Genomic DNA, 17428 nt, shown 5'->3' with positions numbered 1-17428 from the left:
GCCAATCACGTTATGTGGTTGGTTTTTTTGTACATTAAATAATAGTTTTGTCGTATAAAATAATTTACTCTCTGAACAAACTAAGTTTAAATAGCAGGAGGGGGAGAAAAAATTGACTTTTTTAAATAGCTCAGGAACAGAGGGAGTAAAACTTGGCAAAAACCGGAATTTCGAATGGGGAAAAAATATAAAAATGACGTCTTCAATTAATGTAGATGAAGAGAAATTATATAAGAAACTAATAAATGAGTTAAACACACTAGAACGAAAAAAACAACAAGTAACTAGTGAACTTCATAGGATTCGTGACCAAATTCGTTATCTTCCAGAAAAGAGTGACTATCGTATACACTGTGAATTTTATTACCAGCATTTATTGAAAAGGATACAGCAGGAACGTAACGAAGAAAAAAAGAATCAAGGTACGACTCAAAGAGATGAAAAGGATAATCAAAATTTACTCATATTATTACAAAATGAATCGAGTATAAGTATGATAGAAGAAACAATTCTTACTAAGAAGAATCCAGCCTTTATAAATATAGGGTCTGAGGGAAGAAAACAAATTATCATAAAGTTGTTACATTTCAAAAACAAATTCACCTCTGAAGGTGATATCCTGCAATTTATAAATGAAGAAATTGATACAATAAATACAACAATAAAAGAAATTAAAGCATCAAATGATAGGAAGACGGTTTTATTAAATTTAAAAAAATTGAACCTAGAATGGTTTAGTAAACAATCTGCACAAGTACAGGGGATTATTTCAGAAAAATTACTACAACAAACGTTGCCGGCTAATCTTAATTTATCAACCTTGGATGGAAAACTAAGGGAGTTACTTGAGGGAATTGAGGGTTTAACAACTATGCCAATTGAATTATTAAATAATAAGCAAATGTAATAAATACCATCAATCTTTTTATATTTAATTTCTCATACTATTCCAGAAGGAACTTTTAGATAGGAGGTAAAATGAAATGGGACGTTCAAAAAATGCAAACCGTAATGCTCAAGCCAATAATAATGCTAAGCGTATGATGGAGCGTTCAAAAAAGGCAAAGTCTGCTTCATTCGAGGAGCAAGAATTAGATAAACTTGAAAGTCACCAAATTAAGAAATAACTTCAAGTGTTGCCAGCCAAAACTATTTGCATGCAAGGTTATCCTTCGGTATAATATAAATAACCTACGATGTTAGTGACTCATTTATGTCTTAAACCGATGCTAATTTTAAGGGAGTTCAACATAATTGATTGGACGTCATGCCTTGCCATTCGTGCTAGAGGAAGATGAAAGATCAAATGCGGACACCCACCTGCGAGAGCGGGTTTATAGGACATGAAGAGGCACGGCATATGTGGGGCTATCTAATAGAAAAAAGCAGACCTTGGCTGTACAGCCAAGGTCTTTTTATATAAATAAGTCCCCATGTGCTAGGCATATGGGGATCAGTACCGTAAATCAGTTTATATTTTAGTATTGCTCTTTTTAGCTTTTTGTTCTAGTTGACTTTTGGGATTAGGTGTCATTCCATCTTGTGAATAGCCTTGTGGATTTACTCCTGGTGCAGCAGTTCCTCGATTACTGTTTTTTGGATTTGTCATTTTATTTTCCCTCCAGATTTAATAATATAGTCTTTATTTATGCTTTCCTTAAGTTGTCTTATTTATGAAAGTGCAAGATCATGAATGAATGCCTCTGTTTAGTTAAAAAATAAGATAAAATCCAAATCGGAGGTAGATATGAATAGAGGTATTGTTACTGCATTTGCATCTATTGGATTAGCCCAGTTTTTAAAGGTACCACTTACAAAAATTCGAACAGGAAAATGGGATTGGAGTCTAATTTTCTCAACAGGAGGAATGCCTAGCTCACATTCGGCCGGTGTAGCATCATTGGCTTCATATATTGCAATGAAACGTGGTATCCCAACTATTGATTTTGCGTTATCTACCATATTTGGCCTAATTGTAATGTATGATGCACAGGGTGTTCGCCGGCAAACAGGCGAATTGTCTGTGGTAGTAAATGACCTACATGAAGAAATTGAACGTATGGAAGGATTGAATGGTGCGGCTAATAGGCATGAACAAAAGGAAGAAAAAATTAAAGAAAGTCTTGGACATCAGCCAGAAGAAGTTGTTGGCGGAGCATTGCTAGGGACTGCAATGGGTGTACTAAGCTATTTGCTCCAAAAAAAATAATTTTGACGAAAATAATCTGGCGATATTGTTGAAATTTAGGTATGATATTTCATGTGAAAAGATGAAAGAAGGAGACCTTATTTTGGCAGTATCGACAGTAGATTATCTTAACAAGTTACAAGAAAAAGGCTTTCATTTTCAAGATGATTCATTAGGTTTTATTAAATTCGGAAAAGTATATACAGAATCTCCGGATTCGCTTGTAAATGTAGCGATAGAAATAACATTAAAAGCACAGCTGCAGTTTGATGGAAGTTTCTTTATTGCGCTATTAGAGGTCTTTAAAGCGCATAATGTTTCAACTAAAAAACAAGCATACCAACTCATTAAACAAAAAAAGATATTATAAAAAAGGCTTGCTGGCAGTTAAACCAAAGCAAGTCTTTTTTAAATAACTTTTTTTCGTTGATACTTATTTTTCTTTAAAACCAAAAATACTTTTTGTGGCATTTCTGCAAATATCATTCCTATAAAGATGAGTAAACAACCGAGCATTGCTTTCATTCCTAGACGTTCGTGAGCCCAAAAGTAAGCTGTAATAGCTGCAAAAACAGGCTCCATTGCAAAGATTAATGCAACACGAGTAGGGGTTGTATACTTCTGAAAGTTTGTTTGAGCTAAAAAAGCAAGTGCTGTTGCAAAAATTGAACAAATACCTAATGCTATTGCTACATCGAAGTTACCTATCACCTTTGGATTAAAGGCTAGTTGCCAGTCTTCAAAAAAGAATGCAGCAATACAACTTAATATTGAAACGGTTAAAATTTGTATAATCGTCAGCAATAAGGTTGAATAAAATGTTGTATATTTACCTGTTACAATAATATGCGCTGCAAACGATATCGCACAGAAAAAAACTAAAAGATCTCCAAAGTTTAATGCAATGCTATCTCCGAGTGTTAATAAATAAAGGCCAATTGTCGCTATAGCAACACCTGTGATTGCAAATGGCTTTATTGCTTGTCTAAGAAAAACAAAGGCAAGCAGTGGGACTAAAACAACACTTAAACCAGTAATAAATCCAGCTTTGGATGATGCAGTATATAGAAGTCCAAATGTTTGAAGTGCGTATGCTGTAAAAAGCCAAATACCGATGATAATTCCGGAGAATAGCAGCTGTTTATTGATTTGTTTTATTAACGTTCTCTTAATAAGCAGCAACCAAATAGTAAGAAAAAGTGCTGCCATACCAAAACGAATGCAGTTGAAAGTAAACGGCTCTAATAAGGCGATTGCATTTTGCACTAAAACAAAGGTTGCTCCCCAGATAAATGCAACGAGTAATAGACTGATATCTGCTAGCAATTGGTGATGTTTCATGGTTAAACTCCCTTTATTTTAATCCGTTTTTTAATTGTGATGAATGGCTTTTCTTGCTAATTCGTCTGCCATAGAATTTTGTTTACTTGGTATCCATTTAATAAAGCATAAATCAAATTGTTCCATAAGATGTAATGCACGTTCCAAATAGGGTTTAAAAGTTTCGTTTTTAACATAACGTTTTTCTACTGCACGATCTACTAATTGGGAATCTGTACGAATGGAAATGATTGCATACTTATGTTCAACGCAGATTTCAAGAGCTTTAACAAGTGCTGCATATTCTGCTTCGTGATTCGACATGATTCCAAGAGGTATTGCATGACGTTCAACGCTCCCGTTACTCTTTATAAATATGCCAGCGCCAGATGGGCCTGGATCACCAGCGCTAGCGCCATCGATATAAACTTCTATCAAACGTATTCCCCCATCTTCAAAATGATATTTTGTATTTTACCATAATTATTACGAATTAGTTAACAATAAGTAATAGTTTGGAATCGAATACTTTATGATAAAATTAATTTTAACCGTTGGAAAGGAGCTTTTTTATGAAAGTATCTATTGTTTGGACTTATAAAACACCTAAAGGTTTAGAAGTTGAACTTGGCTCCGATATAATGCCAGCAAAACAAGCGATACTGTTAGCTGAGGATTTTGAAAGGACAGGTCGGGCAAAGGAAATTCTTTTCTATGATACATCAGACCAAAAGTGGACAAAGAAAGAATTGCAAAAATTCTTAGTAGGGATTGAAACAGAGCCACATGATATTGTTGCATATTTTGATGGCGGTTATGATATTGAAACTCGCATGTCCGGTTTAGGAGCAGCCATTTATTTTACTCAAAATAATAAACGCTATCGAATAAGAAAGAATGAACAAATAGAACAATTAGAGTCTAACAATGAGGCAGAGTATGCTGCATTTTGGCTTGTATTACAGGAACTTGAGAATTTAGGAGTACATCATATAGAAGTAACATTTAAGGGAGATTCACAAGTTGTTTTAAATCAACTAAGTGGGGAATGGCCGGTATATGAGCAAGAGTTTACACGGTGGATTGATCGAATTGAAGAAAAATTAAAAAGACTTGGTATTAAACCAGTTTTTGAACCAATTCCCAGAAAAGAAAACCGGGAAACAGACCAGCTCGCATTACAAGCATTAAATGGAGTTGAAATTAGCAGTCGTTTAGAACTGGATGAACAACAGTAGGAATGGAGGTGTAGATGTGGATAAAAAACAATTGATAAGGTCTGTTGGTGAATTATTGGATACATATTGCAATGGTTGTTTTTTAATCCATCACCACCGAAAAGAGTTTGGAAAAAAATATGCCCAAAGCTTTTGTATAAATAAATGTACTGTCGGAGAAAGCTTGCAAAAGATAGGGAAAAAGCTTTCATAGACCAGAAATTGTTAAATTATAAAAGGGAAGAGTTAAACTCTTCCCTGTGGTTTGGTTTAAAAGGTTTTATTACTGTTTAGCTTCTTGTAATTGCTCTGCACATTGATTTAAGAGTGCTGTTTGTTGAGCTAAAAATTCATTGTCAACACCTGTAGCGTTGTTTCTTGCTGTTTCTAATTGTGATCTGGCAACATTTACTGCATCTGTAGCTGCTGCAAGCTGACCTGGCTCCATACTCATAGTCGCAGACCCTACCATTTTCTGAGCAGCGTCAATAGAAAGTTCGACTTGTTTTAAATCGTTAAATGGTTCACTCATTATGATTCCCTCCTCATGAGTATAGAATTTGTTTTTATTTCAGAAAAAATGCATCAAAAAGAAAAGACTATCCATAGATAGCCTTTCCTTGTATATTTTTTAGTTCGATTATTGTTTGAAAGTTATTAGAGAAATTATAACTTGGTTACGTTTGCAGCTTGTGGGCCTCTAGCGCCGTCAACAATTTCAAAAGATACTTCTTGGCCTTCTTCTAGAGTCTTAAACCCCTCTGCTTGGATAGCTGAGAAATGTACAAATACATCATCTCCACCTTCTACTTCAATAAATCCGTAACCTTTTTCTGCATTAAACCATTTTACTTTACCGTTTTGCATACTTACTTTCCTCCTATTGAATCCTGCACATACTGTGCACATAAATATCCTCAACTTAAATACTTTAATTGGTGATTTAACTCAGAATTAAAGTGAGAAAAGACATGTATATTTCCATTTAGGCAAATTACCATTTTTTCTATAAGTTGATTATTTTAAATATATCATTGACCGAGAGTAAATACAAGAAAATTCCCATTTTTGCAAATAAATCCTTTTTGTTAAATATTGTATATAAGAATAAATTTTTTTGAAATTTCTTACATATTAAAGTAACTTTCTCCAATAAATATCGTCTAGTAGATATTAAGTATTAGTCTAGGAGGAAGATGGATATGAAAAAGAAAGCCGTATTTTTAAGTTGTATGTTGGTCCTGCCACAATTAATGGCGGTTCCGATGGCTAGTGCAGAAAACCCAATGGTAAATCAAGGACTTGGAGGAAACGTTAAGGCTGAAATTGTTTCTTCTCAAGTTCAAGCAGGGGTTACAGCCGTATCAAAAGAACAAGCAATAGATATTGCCAAAGGTTTTATTGAAATTCCAAAAGAGTTCTCCCAACAATCTGTGAATTATCAAAGTAATTGGTATCCAGGCAATCGAACAGTGTGGAACGTGAACTGGAATAAACAAACTGAACAGGGTTATGGCAGTATTAACATTACTATTGACGCGGAAACTGGCACTGTTATTTCAATGAATCGATGGGATGATACATTTAATCAACAGCCAGCTTATCCTCCTAAGGTTAATGCGGCTAAAGCTAAAGAGTTGGCTCAACAATTTATTAAACAAAAGGCTCCACAAAAGGAAAATTTAGTGAAATTGGATGAAACAGTTCTATCTAATCAAAAACCGCCATTACAAGGCAATGCAAGTTATTATTTTCCTTTTATGCGGGTTGAGAATGGAATTTCATTTTTAGAGCAGTTTATTTCTGTTGGAGTGAATGGAAATGGGGAGATTACCTCCTATGAATATCGTTGGGACGATTATGTTAAAATTCCTGAAACGAATGGGATGATAAAACAAGATGAAGCTGTTAATAAAATAAAGGCAACATTACCAATTGAACTAAAATATAACGTTTTTTATAGACCGCAATTTCTACCAAGCCAACCTAATACTGTGAAACTGGCGTATGACAGCCGATTTAGTTACCCATATATTGATGCCAAAACAGGTCAATGGCTGGATTACACAGGAAAACCTGTAGATTTAAAGGAATTTAATGAGACTCTAGAGCCACTTTCAAAAGAGAAACCAAATCAAAATAGTCCAGTAAAAAATGAATTAACTCAAAACGACGCAATAGAATTAGCAAAAAAATACTTTTCAATTCCTGATACTGCGCGATTAGAGAATGTTTCCTTTAATGATAAAAATGAACATCGTCCGTTTCCTACTTGGGATTTAAATTGGATGGTTGGCGAGAATCAATATTGGGTTTATGTTTCAATAAACGGTCAAACAGGGCAGGTTCTCAATTACAGCAAAGATGATCCGAACCGCTATCGCCCACTCTCAGACTCTGAATCAATCAACCAACAATTTAATTATGAACAAGCAAAAGATAAGGCTATTGAACACCTAAAAACATTTGCGGCTGATCGATTGCATGAATTAACTTTTAGTCCTATGAATAATATAAAGCCCGATAATGCAGAAAACATGCGGGAGTTTACTTTTACATTTAATCGAATTGTTGATGGTATTATTATGATCGATCAATTTATAAATGTAAGCATTTCCTCAGAAACAGGAAACCTATACCAATATTATCAAAATTGGAATGACCATTTGGAGCTTCCTGATACAAAGTCAGTTGTTTCTATTGAAAAAGCTAAGCAGACATATTTTGAGAACTATAATATAGTACCAAAGTATGTATATATCGAAAATTTTGATTATAATACTCGTACTAAATCGAAACCCGAAGTGAAACTTGTTTATCAATTTATGATGAAACCGCAGGAACAGCCTGTATATTTAGATGCTAACTTAGGAAAGTGGGTATCAATTGAAACAGGTGAGCCTATTCGTGAAAAGGCTAAAGTAAAGGATATTACTGGTCATAAAAATGAAAAAGCATTACAGTTATTAATCGATTACAATGCCCTCGACATTTCAGATGAAGGCTTGGTAAAACCGGAAGGGCAGATGACACGTGGTGAAATGATTAAAGCCTTTATGTTAATAACGAATCCAGACCCATATTATTACAAAATGAACTTCGCATCTGCTGATAAGGCTGCAACATTTAAAGATGTAGGCAATAGTTCACCATATTTTGCATATGTTGAATCTGCGGTACAGCAAGGATTAATTGATAAATCAAAAGATGAACTTAAACCTAATGAACCTATCAATCGTGAAGAACTAGCAGATTTAATTGTTAAGAGTATGAGATTAAGTGACTTAGCACAGGTCCAATCATTATTTAATATTAATTTTGAAGATGTTGATCAAATTACCAAGAAGGGTGAAGCAGCAATCGTTCACCATTTAGGGATTATTCCAACAATTAACAAAAGGTTTGAACCAACTAAAAAAGTTACAAGAGGAGAAGGTGCACAAGCGTTTTACCAATTCTTGCAAGAACGTGTAAAGTATAACCAATAGTTTTCATAAAAGCTACTGAATAAAGATTCAGTAGCTTTTTAGTCAGTTAATATTTGCGATATAAAATTAAAACCTGTGAATGTCAAAAATGATTCTCTTTCATAAATAGATTAGGTCGTATACAATTAGAGTAGTTGGCAAGAAGAGTTTGGAGGAGTAAAAATGACCGCAGTAATATTGACTGAAAAGCCATCAGTTGCAAAAAATATAGCAGATGCTCTAAAAATTAGAGGGAAACAAGATGGTTATTACGAAGGAAACGGATATGTTATTACATGGGCATTTGGCCATTTATTACAATTATATGATGCTAAAGATTATGACTCTACGATGAAGTCCTGGAAGATGGAGAAATTCCCTTTTATCCCCACAGCTTTCCGCTACAAAGTGAAATCAAATCCAAAAAATAGAGATCAAAAGGATTTTGGCGCTGAAAAGCAATTAAAAACAATACATCGATTGTTTAAGCGAACAGATGTTGATAGTATTATTTCAGCTTGTGATTATGATCGTGAAGGGCAAATCATTGGTGATACAATTATTTACAACCTTAAAGTTAATAAGCCTGTTTATCGTTTGCTGTTAAATGAATGGACTCCTACCGAAGTATTAAATGGTTTACAAAATTTAAAGCTCAACAATGAGTTGAAATCGTTACAGGATGCCGGTATAAGTAGACAATGGGCTGACTGGTTAATAGGTATCAATTTAACATCTGTAGCCACTTTGAAGTATCAAAAAGGGAAAGGCCAAGCATTAAATATTGGACGTGTATTATTACCGACTCTAAAGATTATATATGACCGCGATCAGGAAATAAAAAAGTTTGTGCCTGAAAACTATTTTAAATTAATTGCTACTTTTAAAACGAGTGGCGGTGAGCTGTACGACGGAACATACTTTGAGGAAAAAGAAGATAAGTTTAAGGATATCACATATTTACAAAGCTTTGAATCAGTTATAGTAGGCAAAAAAGGGACCATTATTGACAAGCAAGTTGAACATAAGAAAGAATATCCCCCTTATTTATTTAACCTCTCAAACCTGCAAGGTTTTATTACTAGTAAATATAAAGGTTGGACATCTGATAAAGTTTTAAAGGTTGCTCAATCACTTTATGAAAAAAAGTATATTACATATCCACGTACCGCAAGTGTTGTATTAGAGGAAAGCCTAGTTGAACGTGCTGCTAAGGTGTTGGATAACTTGAAACAAAGTTTACCATTTGCTGAAGAAGTTAAGTTTGCTAAGTTAAAACGTGTATTTGACAACTCCAAGGTGGAGAGCCATAGTGCCATTATTCCTACATATCTTAAACCTAAAACGTTAACGAGAGATGAGGAAATCGTTTATAATGCGATCAAAAATCGGTTTATAGCTCAATTTATGCCAATAGCCGAATACGAGGAAACGAGAATTACAACTAAAATTTCGGAATTAAAAGGCGTGTTTTTGACTAAAGGAAAGGTACAACTAATAGAAGGGTGGAAAAAAGTTGAACAAATCGAATCAAAAGACACAATTCTTCCTTATGTCGAGGAGTTGGAGGTGGTCGATATTGATAAGCATGAACTGACATCTCACGTTACAAAGCCACCCAAACACCATACTGAGAAAACGTTATTAAGAGTTATGGAGACATGTGGAAAAAGCTTTGACGATGATGATAATGAAGGTATGATGGCTGCCATTTTAAGTGGTTTTAGTATTGGTACTCCGGCCACAAGAGCAGAAACTATAAAAAAACTAAAAGAAATCGGCTACATTACAACTCAAAATAAAAATTTAATATGTACAGAGCTTGGTATTAAAATGGTAGAAACACTGCCTATTAAAGATTTATTTGACTTGGAATTTACCGGTCGAATCGAGAAAACGTTAGCCGATATAGAAAAGCAAAAGTTTAGCAAAACACAATTTTTAAATCTGATGACAGAGTTTACTGTACTATCAGTTGAAAAAATTAAAAGTGAGCCGGATATAGTTATTCAGGAGATCAGTGCTTCAACTAAGGAAACAGAAGTATTAGGTAACTGTCCGTTATGTCAGCATGCTGTGGTTGAAGGAAAGAAGGGGTTTGGTTGTAGTAATTGGAAAAGTGGTTGTAAATTTGTTATTTGGAAGAATGACAAATTTTTAGCTTCGATGAAAAAGAAACCAACGAAAACAATGGTAAAGACATTGCTGAAAAATGGGATTGTTGGAGTGAAGGGGTTTACAAGTAAAAACGGAAAAAAATTTGATGCGAAGTTACGGTATGAAAAAAATCCGGAAAACGATTATTTTAGTTGGAAAATGGAATTTGAATAGTTGAGAAGTGTCGAATGGACCTATTTCATTATGAAATAGGTGTTTTTTTGATGGGAAACCTACCAAATTAAAGGAATTCAGATTTAGCATTGCTCAAATATAAAAACAACCGGAATGAGGAAAATGTGAACTTTTTACAATTTTTAAAGAAACGTGGAATAGGGCAATTTCTCTCTTCATAGATATGAAAGTAGTAAGAGGTGAACTATGAAGCTATGCGTATTTTATTCTTAATGATGGTAAGGTGATAAATATGAAAGGGGTTATTATTGCTGGTGGAAAAGGCAAAAGATTACGTCCTTTAACAAACAAACTCCCCAAACCAATGATTCCAATTTTGAAAAAGCCCGTTATGGAGTATTGTATTGAACATTTAAAAAGGCACGGGATTACTGAAATTGCGGTTACAGTTCAATACATGTCAAATAAAATAAAGGACTATTTTGGGGATGGATCTAAATTTGGCGTGAATCTTTACTATTTTGAAGATTTATCACCTCTAGGGACGGCAGGAAGTATAAAAAATGCTGAACAATTTCTTAATGAGCCATTTGTTGTTGTGAGTGGGGATGTAATCACAGACTTTGATTTATCCAAAGGCATTGATTTTCATCGGCAAAAAAACTCCCTAATAACAATCTTTATGACATCTGTACCCAATCCATTAGAATATGGAATCCTTAAAACGAATGAAAAAGGTGAAGTCGTACGTTTTTTAGAAAAACCATCATGGGAAAATATGTTCACAACGGATATTAATACTGGTATATATGTAGTGGACCCAGGGATTTTTTCATTTATGGAGCTTGGAGAAAAGATTGACTTTAGCCTAGATTTATTTCCCTTATTAATCAAGAATGGTTACCCAATCTATGGTTTTAAGACCAACGGATACTGGTCGGATGTTGGTAATAAAGATAAGTATGAACAAACTATTCATGATATGATGGGTGGTGCTGTAAAAATTCCTGTATAGAAAGGTGCAACGTTAAAGGCGGGCATGTTTTATTAATAGTTTAATACTAATATTATATGACCTTCATGAAGAAGGTCTTTTTATATGAGATTCTATAAGTTAAATACGAACATTGGTAACTAAAGTGTTATTAATGTTCGTTTTTTTATTGACGGTATGTTTATATTTTGGTATATTGTCTAAGGATTGTTAAATAAGATAGATTGAAGTCATCGGGGGTAAAGTGATGTCAAATAACTATGATGTAATCGTAGTAGGTGCGGGTCCAGCTGGGATATTTGCATGCTACGAATTAACTTTAAAAATGCCACATGCAAAGGTGTTATTAGTCGATAAAGGCCATGATATATATAGCAGACGTTGTCCAATACTAGAAAAAAAGATATCAAAATGTCCGCCAGCTGCTGGGAGAAAAGATTTTGCAGGTTGTTTACCAGCGTGCTCTATAACAAATGGATTTGGAGGAGCTGGCGCTTATTCGGATGGGAAATTTAATATTACTAGTGAATTTGGTGGCTGGATGACAGACTACCTTTCATCAACTGAAGTAGTTGACTTAATCAAATATGTAGACGAAATAAATTTAAGTCACGGTGCGACAGAAACAATTACCGATCCTCTTACACCAGAGGTTAAAGAAATTGAGCGCCGTGGTTATGCAGCTGGTTTAAAGCTTCTAAGAGCACAAGTGCGTCACTTAGGTACAGAACAAAATCTTCAAATTATGCAGAGCATTTCGGAGTACCTTCAAACCAAAATAGATATGATGTATAAAGCAGAGGTTGAAGATATTATTACTGAAAAGACTAGTGAAGGTAATCAGATCGTAGGAATTCAACTGAAAAATGAAGAGGTCATTCATGCCAAAAAGGTTGTGATTGTACCAGGTCGTGATGGTTCTGCTTGGCTAACTAAAATTTTAAAGAAACGTCGCGTAAAAATGTCAAATAACCAAGTCGATATTGGTGTACGTGTAGAAACATCCGATATTGTTATGGAAGAGATTAACAAACATTTATATGAAGGAAAGTTTATTTTTAATACGTCAGTTGGTACATCAGTACGGACTTTTTGTAGTAATCCATCTGGTCACGTTGTTGTTGAAAATCATTCGGGAATTATGCTTGCAAATGGTCATGCATATAAAGATCCGAAACTAGGTAGTAATAATACAAACTTTGCCTTACTTGTTTCACATAAATTTTCTGAGCCTTTTGATAAGCCGAACGAATTCGCAATTGGAGTTTCTCGTCTAGCAAATAGTTTATCTAATGGTGGAATTATCGTTCAAAAGTATGGTGATATCCTGAAAGGACGCCGTTCAACTGAAAAACGTATTAAAGAAGGTTTCTTAGAACCTACGATGAAAGAAGCGGTTCCAGGAGACTTAGGCTTGGTTCTTCCATATAATACGATGAAAAGTTTAGTTGAAATGACGGAAGCATTAAACCACGTATCTCCAGGCTTAGCATCAGAACATACACTTTTCTATGGAGTGGAAGCTAAATTTTATTCAGCAAGACCAAAATTAAATAGCAAGTTTGAGTCAGAAATTTCAGGTTTATATCTTGGTGGTGATGGCGCAGGGATTACTAGAGGCCTTGCACAAGCTAGTGCCTGTGGGGTATGGATTGCAAGAGATATTGTAGAAAAAATAAGCTAATTACTATATTTCAAGGCTTATAAAGTGTAGGCACTAGAATTTATTGACTCATAACAGGAAATGATAAAAAATTTCCTGTTGTTTTTCTTTTTTTGTGAATAACTTCACAAATAATCCATAGACATTGTTAATTGCATGATATAAAATGAGACTTAAATGAAAAACATACATCTTAAATATTTTACAAGTATATGTGAATTGTTTCACAAACTTTAAGGGGCATATGAAGAAGTATGTATTTCTAGTTGTGGATGACCAAAAACACTTGTGCATATGTGAGCAATGTGTAGAAGCCTACGGAATGCTTGACGCTTTTAAACAAATCCAAAAAATCACCAATCAACTTTCAGAAGAAAAACACATACCATTGAAAGTGGAATTAAAAGGTGTTCAGTATGTGTATGCTCTCTTGGAGGGATGACTCTTAGAGTGATTATGAAACATGCCATTTGATCGTATACGAAAAGATGGCATGTTCTTTTCTATTTCTGAATACAATACTTTTCTAAACTTAAAGTTATTTTTGAAACCTTTGATATCGAATATTCGTCATTAGTTTATATATTTTAAAGATAGGAGAGTGTAGAACTATGGGGCGATATTCAATTGATGAATTCATAAAACAAACAAAGCAAAAAGATAAAGGGGAAGGTTTTTTTGAGCTAGAAACGCCGCGAATGTTAGAAATTAATTTGGATGGACAGGTTTGGGCTAAAATGGGTTCAATGATTTCATATGAGGGAAATGTCAAATATGAACGAGAAGGAATTTTAGAGCATGGACTGGGAAAAATGTTCAAGAAAGCCCTGACGGGAGAAGGCACTGCTCTAATGAAAGCAACGGGAAATGGTAAACTATATCTAGCTGATCAAGGGAAAAAAATAACCATTTTACAACTAGATAATGACTCCATTTACGTTAATGGAAATGATCTTTTAGCTTTTGAGACAGGAATTAAATGGGATATTAAATTTATGAAGAAAATTGCTGGTATGATGTCTGGCGGCTTATTTAATGTTCGTCTCGAAGGTAGGGGGATGATAGCTATTACATCTCATTATGAACCACTGACGTTACTCGTATCACCTCATAATCCAATCTATTCGGATCCCAATGCAACGGTTGCTTGGTCTGGTAATTTAAACCCTGAATTTCAAACCGATATATCGTTCAAAACACTTTTGGGCAGGGGGAGTGGTGAGTCAGTCCAAATGAAATTTGTTGGCAGTGGTTTTGTAGTTGTTCAACCATATGAGGAAGTATATTGGCAATCTCAAAGTTAGAATTATAGGAGGGAGTTTCAGTGCATAATCAAGAATATGAACAAGGTTTCAAGAAATATACAACGAAAGCAAGTGAATATTACGAAGATAAAGACAAGACAGGTGGATTATTAAAAGAAGCGATTACCAAAGCAGGTAATAAGAAAGAGGTGCTTCAGGATGTCTGGGAAAACCTTCAACTGTTATTTCAGTTGGTAAGAGCGTGGCTAAATGGAGATTACAAGGAACTACCTAAACGTTCGATTATTATGATTATAGCTGCTATCATTTATTTTGTATCACCTGCCGACATTGTTCCTGATTTTCTAGCAGGAGTGGGTTTACTTGACGATGCAGCAGTACTTGGGTTTGTGCTTAAGCAAATATCGAATGATTTAGAGAGATTTAAGCTTTGGAAAGTATCACAAAAATCTATTATAGAAAACGAGAAAATATAGAATTCGACAAAAACAGCCATTTTTCAACAAAGGGAAGGCTGTTTTTTAATAGAATTAATTAAATAATAGTAAAAAGTTGGAGGGTACGATACATTTGGCACATCACATTGAAAAGCAGGCAGAACATTTAATTATTCAACAACGTGATAGAGAAGTTACAAAACAAATACGGTACTTACTCAATCAAAAACAAAAAAAAATAAATAATGTACAGGCAGAGAGAAAATGGATTAAGTTTTGGAAAAAGATAGCGATTCATGTTAATAAGTGGTTACGTATAGAGAAAAAACACATGAATAAATGATGGTATGAGGAGTGAAAACATGAAGGAGTTAGTTGGAAAATGCACTAATTGTGGTAAAGAGATTATTTGTATGGACGGATTTTTAAATGGGATTATTGCTGAGAATGGTGAGCTCCATTGTTTTGAGTGTGAAGATGAAAGTTAATGGAAGGTTAAAATTGTTTTTTTGAAGGATTCGATTGACCGCTCAGTTTTTGGAGGTAATAGTCCGAGAAGAAATAGGAGGTTAAAAAAAATTAGTTATGTGTGTCTAAATATTTTTTTAAATCATTAAATGCCAATTCAATATTAGGCATTCTTTTTTTTACATCTTCTATGTAGTTTGAGTCATAGATGTTAACTTGCCCGTTTAATGAATTAGTCAGGTTTTGCAACAATTTAATAACCTGAAAAGTTTCGTTGTTAACCATTCCATACCTCCTATTAGTACCAGGTGATAAGTATATGTCCATTTTAACTGAAGAGTTAAGATAATACAACTATTTTATTAGAGAAGAAATTAGAAAATACTACTTTATCGATAAGGTGGAAATTAAAACAGCGCGGTTATACCCGCGCTGTATGTAGACTGCAAAATCATCTATTAGATCTTATTCCCAAATATACGGTGTTTCTTGGTATACATAATAATTTAGCCAGTTTACATATAGGAGATTAGCGTGAGCTCTCCACATATTCAAAGGTTCCTGCGTTGGATCATCATTTGGAAAATAATTTACAGGTACTGCAATATCTAGACCTTTATTAATATCACGAAGATATTCATCTTGTAATGTTGTTGCATCGTATTCAGGGTGGCCTGTTAGGAATATTTGTTTTCGGTCCTTTGAAGCCACAAGACAAACCCCAGCTTCTTCTGAATAAGAAAGTAGTTCAAGGTTAGGTTCCTTCAAAATATCTTCTTTTCTAACATCTGTATGTCTTGAGTGTGGAACAAAATAAACTTCATCAAACCCTCGCAGCAATCTTGTTTTTCTTAAAAATGTTTTATGTTTAAATACCCCAAACATCTTTGATTCTAATGGAAATTTAGGGATACCAAAATGATAGTATAAGCCTGCTTGAGCTCCCCAACAAATATGAAGAGTGGATGTTACATGCGTCTTAGTCCATTCCATAATTTCTTCAAGTTCTTTCCAATAATTCACTTCTTCAAATTCAAGTAGCTCAATCGGAGCACCTGTAATAATCATTCCATCATATTTACGATGTTTAACTTCATCAAACGTACGATAAAAATTACTTAAGTGTTCTTTTGCTGTATTTTTTGATGTATGTGTTTGTGGGTGCATTAAAGTAATATTAACTTGTAGCGGTGAATTACTAAGTACGCGAAGTAATTGTGTTTCTGTTTTTTCTTTTTCTGGCATTAAATTCAAGATAAGTATATTTAAAGGACGGATATCCTGTTGATAAGCACGCTCAACATCCATGACAAAGATATTTTCATTCTCAAGAATTTCTGCAGCAGGTAAATGTTTTGGAATGTTTATTGGCAATGACGTTCACTCCTTCTTTAAGACAGATAGTGTCCTGATTAATCTATTATAGAAATCTTACTTAAATACTTCAATGAAAAAGTATCATTTAAATTCAAAATCTTATTAATAATTATAGAAAAAATCGTTGAAAGGTAGTATTTTAAGTTACAATAGATATAACAGTAATCAAGTAAAACCGTGCAAAAAGAGAGAGGGACACTATGTTTGATCCAACCATTTATGAAAACTTGAAGGTTGTGGCTGAAGGGGCAATCTATGATTTGGATCTCATTGGTCAGATCTTAGTAACCGATCGTGTAGATCAAGTTGATTTAGCTAGGCTATCAAGATTTTATTCCATTACTTTTAGAAAAGCTACTAAAGGGGAAAACTCAGTGCATGGAGCATTATGTATATATGTAGATGTTCATGACTTAGCCTCAGAAATAATGGAAAAAGCAGATGATACTATCGGCTGTAATATTGAAATTGTATTTACGACTAAAGTTCATAATATAGATAATGATTGTGAATCCATCAACTTGATACTACAAAATGTCTGGGGTAATCGCCCTTCGATAACGCAACAGTTATCATTTATATATGATCAAGACGTAAATCAATTAAAGAATAGGATTATACTCAATTTTGATCGTAAAATTGCCGAAGCACAGGTAGGTGATATTCCTGTAATGGTAGACCACATGGTTGAGTCCATTGATCGGCTAAATGAATTACTGTCAATCAAATTGTAATGTTGT

General features: G+C 34.1%; 22 protein-coding genes and 1 other RNA gene. 16 read left to right on the top strand and 7 right to left on the bottom strand.

The features are described 5' to 3' along the window. Nucleotides 1-112: 112 nt before the first annotated feature. From C1724_RS09895 to ssrS, 3 genes are all read left to right on the top strand, one after another. Nucleotides 113-907, top strand: coding sequence for a hypothetical protein (locus tag C1724_RS09895; RefSeq protein WP_102346500.1), 795 nt, complete (start codon nucleotides 113-115; stop codon nucleotides 905-907). 76 nt (nucleotides 908-983) lie between these two features. After that, on the top strand, nucleotides 984-1127 hold the full coding sequence (locus C1724_RS25580; RefSeq protein WP_180994216.1) for a hypothetical protein: 144 nt from the start codon (nucleotides 984-986) through the stop codon (nucleotides 1125-1127). Between the two features lie 58 nt (nucleotides 1128-1185). Further along, a non-coding RNA gene (gene ssrS, locus C1724_RS09890) (6S RNA) lies at nucleotides 1186-1373 on the top strand. A 98-nt stretch (nucleotides 1374-1471) separates the two neighbouring features. Here ssrS and sspL read toward each other — a convergent pair. Then, complete coding sequence (sspL, locus tag C1724_RS09885) at nucleotides 1472-1609, bottom strand: small, acid-soluble spore protein L (protein WP_102346499.1); 138 nt, start codon at nucleotides 1607-1609, stop codon at nucleotides 1472-1474. Between the two features lie 138 nt (nucleotides 1610-1747). Between sspL and C1724_RS09880 the strand changes: the two genes are divergently transcribed. Beyond that, complete coding sequence (locus C1724_RS09880) at nucleotides 1748-2209, top strand: divergent PAP2 family protein (RefSeq protein ID WP_102346498.1); 462 nt, start codon at nucleotides 1748-1750, stop codon at nucleotides 2207-2209. Nucleotides 2210-2291: 82 nt separating this feature from the next. Then, nucleotides 2292-2558 (top strand): DUF6123 family protein, encoded by a 267-nt coding sequence (locus tag C1724_RS09875; RefSeq protein ID WP_308410490.1) that lies wholly within the window; start codon nucleotides 2292-2294, stop codon nucleotides 2556-2558. A 38-nt stretch (nucleotides 2559-2596) separates the two neighbouring features. On the opposite strand, the gene C1724_RS09870 is transcribed toward C1724_RS09875, so the two are convergent. Together C1724_RS09870 and C1724_RS09865 are read right to left on the bottom strand one after the other, a co-directional pair. Next, nucleotides 2597-3529 carry a DMT family transporter gene (locus tag C1724_RS09870; protein ID WP_102346496.1) on the bottom strand — a complete coding sequence of 311 codons (933 nt, stop codon included), beginning with the start codon at nucleotides 3527-3529 and terminating at the stop codon, nucleotides 2597-2599. A gap of 30 nt (nucleotides 3530-3559) precedes the next feature. Continuing rightward, nucleotides 3560-3946 (bottom strand): reverse transcriptase-like protein, encoded by a 387-nt coding sequence (locus tag C1724_RS09865; RefSeq protein WP_102346495.1) that lies wholly within the window; start codon nucleotides 3944-3946, stop codon nucleotides 3560-3562. A 134-nt stretch (nucleotides 3947-4080) separates the two neighbouring features. Here C1724_RS09865 and C1724_RS09860 point away from each other — a divergent pair, with 134 nt between their 5' ends. Beyond that, entirely contained in the window at nucleotides 4081-4746 is a 666-nt protein-coding gene (locus C1724_RS09860) for a ribonuclease H family protein (protein WP_102346494.1), read from the top strand. Between the two features lie 16 nt (nucleotides 4747-4762). Then, nucleotides 4763-4939 (top strand): zinc-finger domain-containing protein, encoded by a 177-nt coding sequence (locus C1724_RS09855; protein ID WP_102346493.1) that lies wholly within the window; start codon nucleotides 4763-4765, stop codon nucleotides 4937-4939. 69 nt (nucleotides 4940-5008) lie between these two features. On the opposite strand, the gene C1724_RS09850 is transcribed toward C1724_RS09855, so the two are convergent. Together C1724_RS09850 and cspD are read right to left on the bottom strand one after the other, a co-directional pair. Beyond that, nucleotides 5009-5257: a DUF2564 family protein gene (locus C1724_RS09850; protein WP_102346492.1), complete on the bottom strand. Its 249-nt coding sequence runs from the start codon at nucleotides 5255-5257 to the stop codon at nucleotides 5009-5011. A 134-nt stretch (nucleotides 5258-5391) separates the two neighbouring features. Then, nucleotides 5392-5592: a cold-shock protein CspD gene (gene cspD, locus C1724_RS09845; RefSeq protein WP_102346491.1), complete on the bottom strand. Its 201-nt coding sequence runs from the start codon at nucleotides 5590-5592 to the stop codon at nucleotides 5392-5394. Nucleotides 5593-5927: 335 nt separating this feature from the next. Between cspD and C1724_RS09840 the strand changes: the two genes are divergently transcribed. From C1724_RS09840 to C1724_RS26065, 8 genes are all read left to right on the top strand, one after another. Beyond that, nucleotides 5928-8213 (top strand): YcdB/YcdC domain-containing protein, encoded by a 2286-nt coding sequence (locus tag C1724_RS09840; RefSeq protein WP_102346490.1) that lies wholly within the window; start codon nucleotides 5928-5930, stop codon nucleotides 8211-8213. Between the two features lie 162 nt (nucleotides 8214-8375). After that, on the top strand, nucleotides 8376-10523 hold the full coding sequence (locus C1724_RS09835) for a type IA DNA topoisomerase (RefSeq protein WP_102346489.1): 2148 nt from the start codon (nucleotides 8376-8378) through the stop codon (nucleotides 10521-10523). 253 nt (nucleotides 10524-10776) lie between these two features. Next, nucleotides 10777-11499 carry a nucleotidyltransferase family protein gene (locus tag C1724_RS09830; RefSeq protein ID WP_102346488.1) on the top strand — a complete coding sequence of 241 codons (723 nt, stop codon included), beginning with the start codon at nucleotides 10777-10779 and terminating at the stop codon, nucleotides 11497-11499. Between the two features lie 226 nt (nucleotides 11500-11725). Then, the gene (locus C1724_RS09825) at nucleotides 11726-13162 is read left to right on the top strand and encodes an NAD(P)/FAD-dependent oxidoreductase (protein ID WP_102346487.1); all 1437 of its coding nucleotides are present in this window, start codon (nucleotides 11726-11728) and stop codon (nucleotides 13160-13162) included. Between the two features lie 590 nt (nucleotides 13163-13752). Further along, nucleotides 13753-14445, top strand: coding sequence for an AIM24 family protein (locus C1724_RS09815; RefSeq protein ID WP_102346485.1), 693 nt, complete (start codon nucleotides 13753-13755; stop codon nucleotides 14443-14445). 20 nt (nucleotides 14446-14465) lie between these two features. Next, nucleotides 14466-14882, top strand: a complete 417-nt coding sequence (locus C1724_RS09810; RefSeq protein WP_102346484.1) for a YkvA family protein — start codon at nucleotides 14466-14468, stop codon at nucleotides 14880-14882. Between the two features lie 94 nt (nucleotides 14883-14976). Continuing rightward, complete coding sequence (locus tag C1724_RS09805) at nucleotides 14977-15186, top strand: hypothetical protein (RefSeq protein ID WP_102346483.1); 210 nt, start codon at nucleotides 14977-14979, stop codon at nucleotides 15184-15186. 19 nt (nucleotides 15187-15205) lie between these two features. Continuing rightward, complete coding sequence (locus C1724_RS26065; protein ID WP_258000331.1) at nucleotides 15206-15331, top strand: hypothetical protein; 126 nt, start codon at nucleotides 15206-15208, stop codon at nucleotides 15329-15331. Between the two features lie 91 nt (nucleotides 15332-15422). Here the strand turns inward: C1724_RS26065 and C1724_RS25575 are convergent, their stop codons facing one another. Both C1724_RS25575 and metA read right to left on the bottom strand, forming a co-directional pair. Further along, the gene (locus C1724_RS25575; protein ID WP_180994215.1) at nucleotides 15423-15596 is read right to left on the bottom strand and encodes a hypothetical protein; all 174 of its coding nucleotides are present in this window, start codon (nucleotides 15594-15596) and stop codon (nucleotides 15423-15425) included. A 180-nt stretch (nucleotides 15597-15776) separates the two neighbouring features. Further along, a complete protein-coding gene (gene metA, locus C1724_RS09800) occupies nucleotides 15777-16685 on the bottom strand; it encodes a homoserine O-acetyltransferase MetA (protein WP_102346482.1) in 909 nt (302 codons plus the stop codon). Nucleotides 16686-16888: 203 nt separating this feature from the next. On the opposite strand from metA, the gene C1724_RS09795 reads away from it, so the two are divergent. After that, nucleotides 16889-17422 (top strand): hypothetical protein, encoded by a 534-nt coding sequence (locus C1724_RS09795; RefSeq protein ID WP_102346481.1) that lies wholly within the window; start codon nucleotides 16889-16891, stop codon nucleotides 17420-17422. The last annotated feature ends 6 nt before the right edge of the window (nucleotides 17423-17428 follow it).

Source organism: Bacillus sp. Marseille-P3661, assembly GCF_900240995.1.
Lineage (GTDB): Bacteria > Bacillota > Bacilli > Bacillales > Bacillaceae_J > OESV01.
Note: the sequence above shows the minus strand (reverse complement) of the source record. Positions and strands in the feature narration are given on the sequence as shown.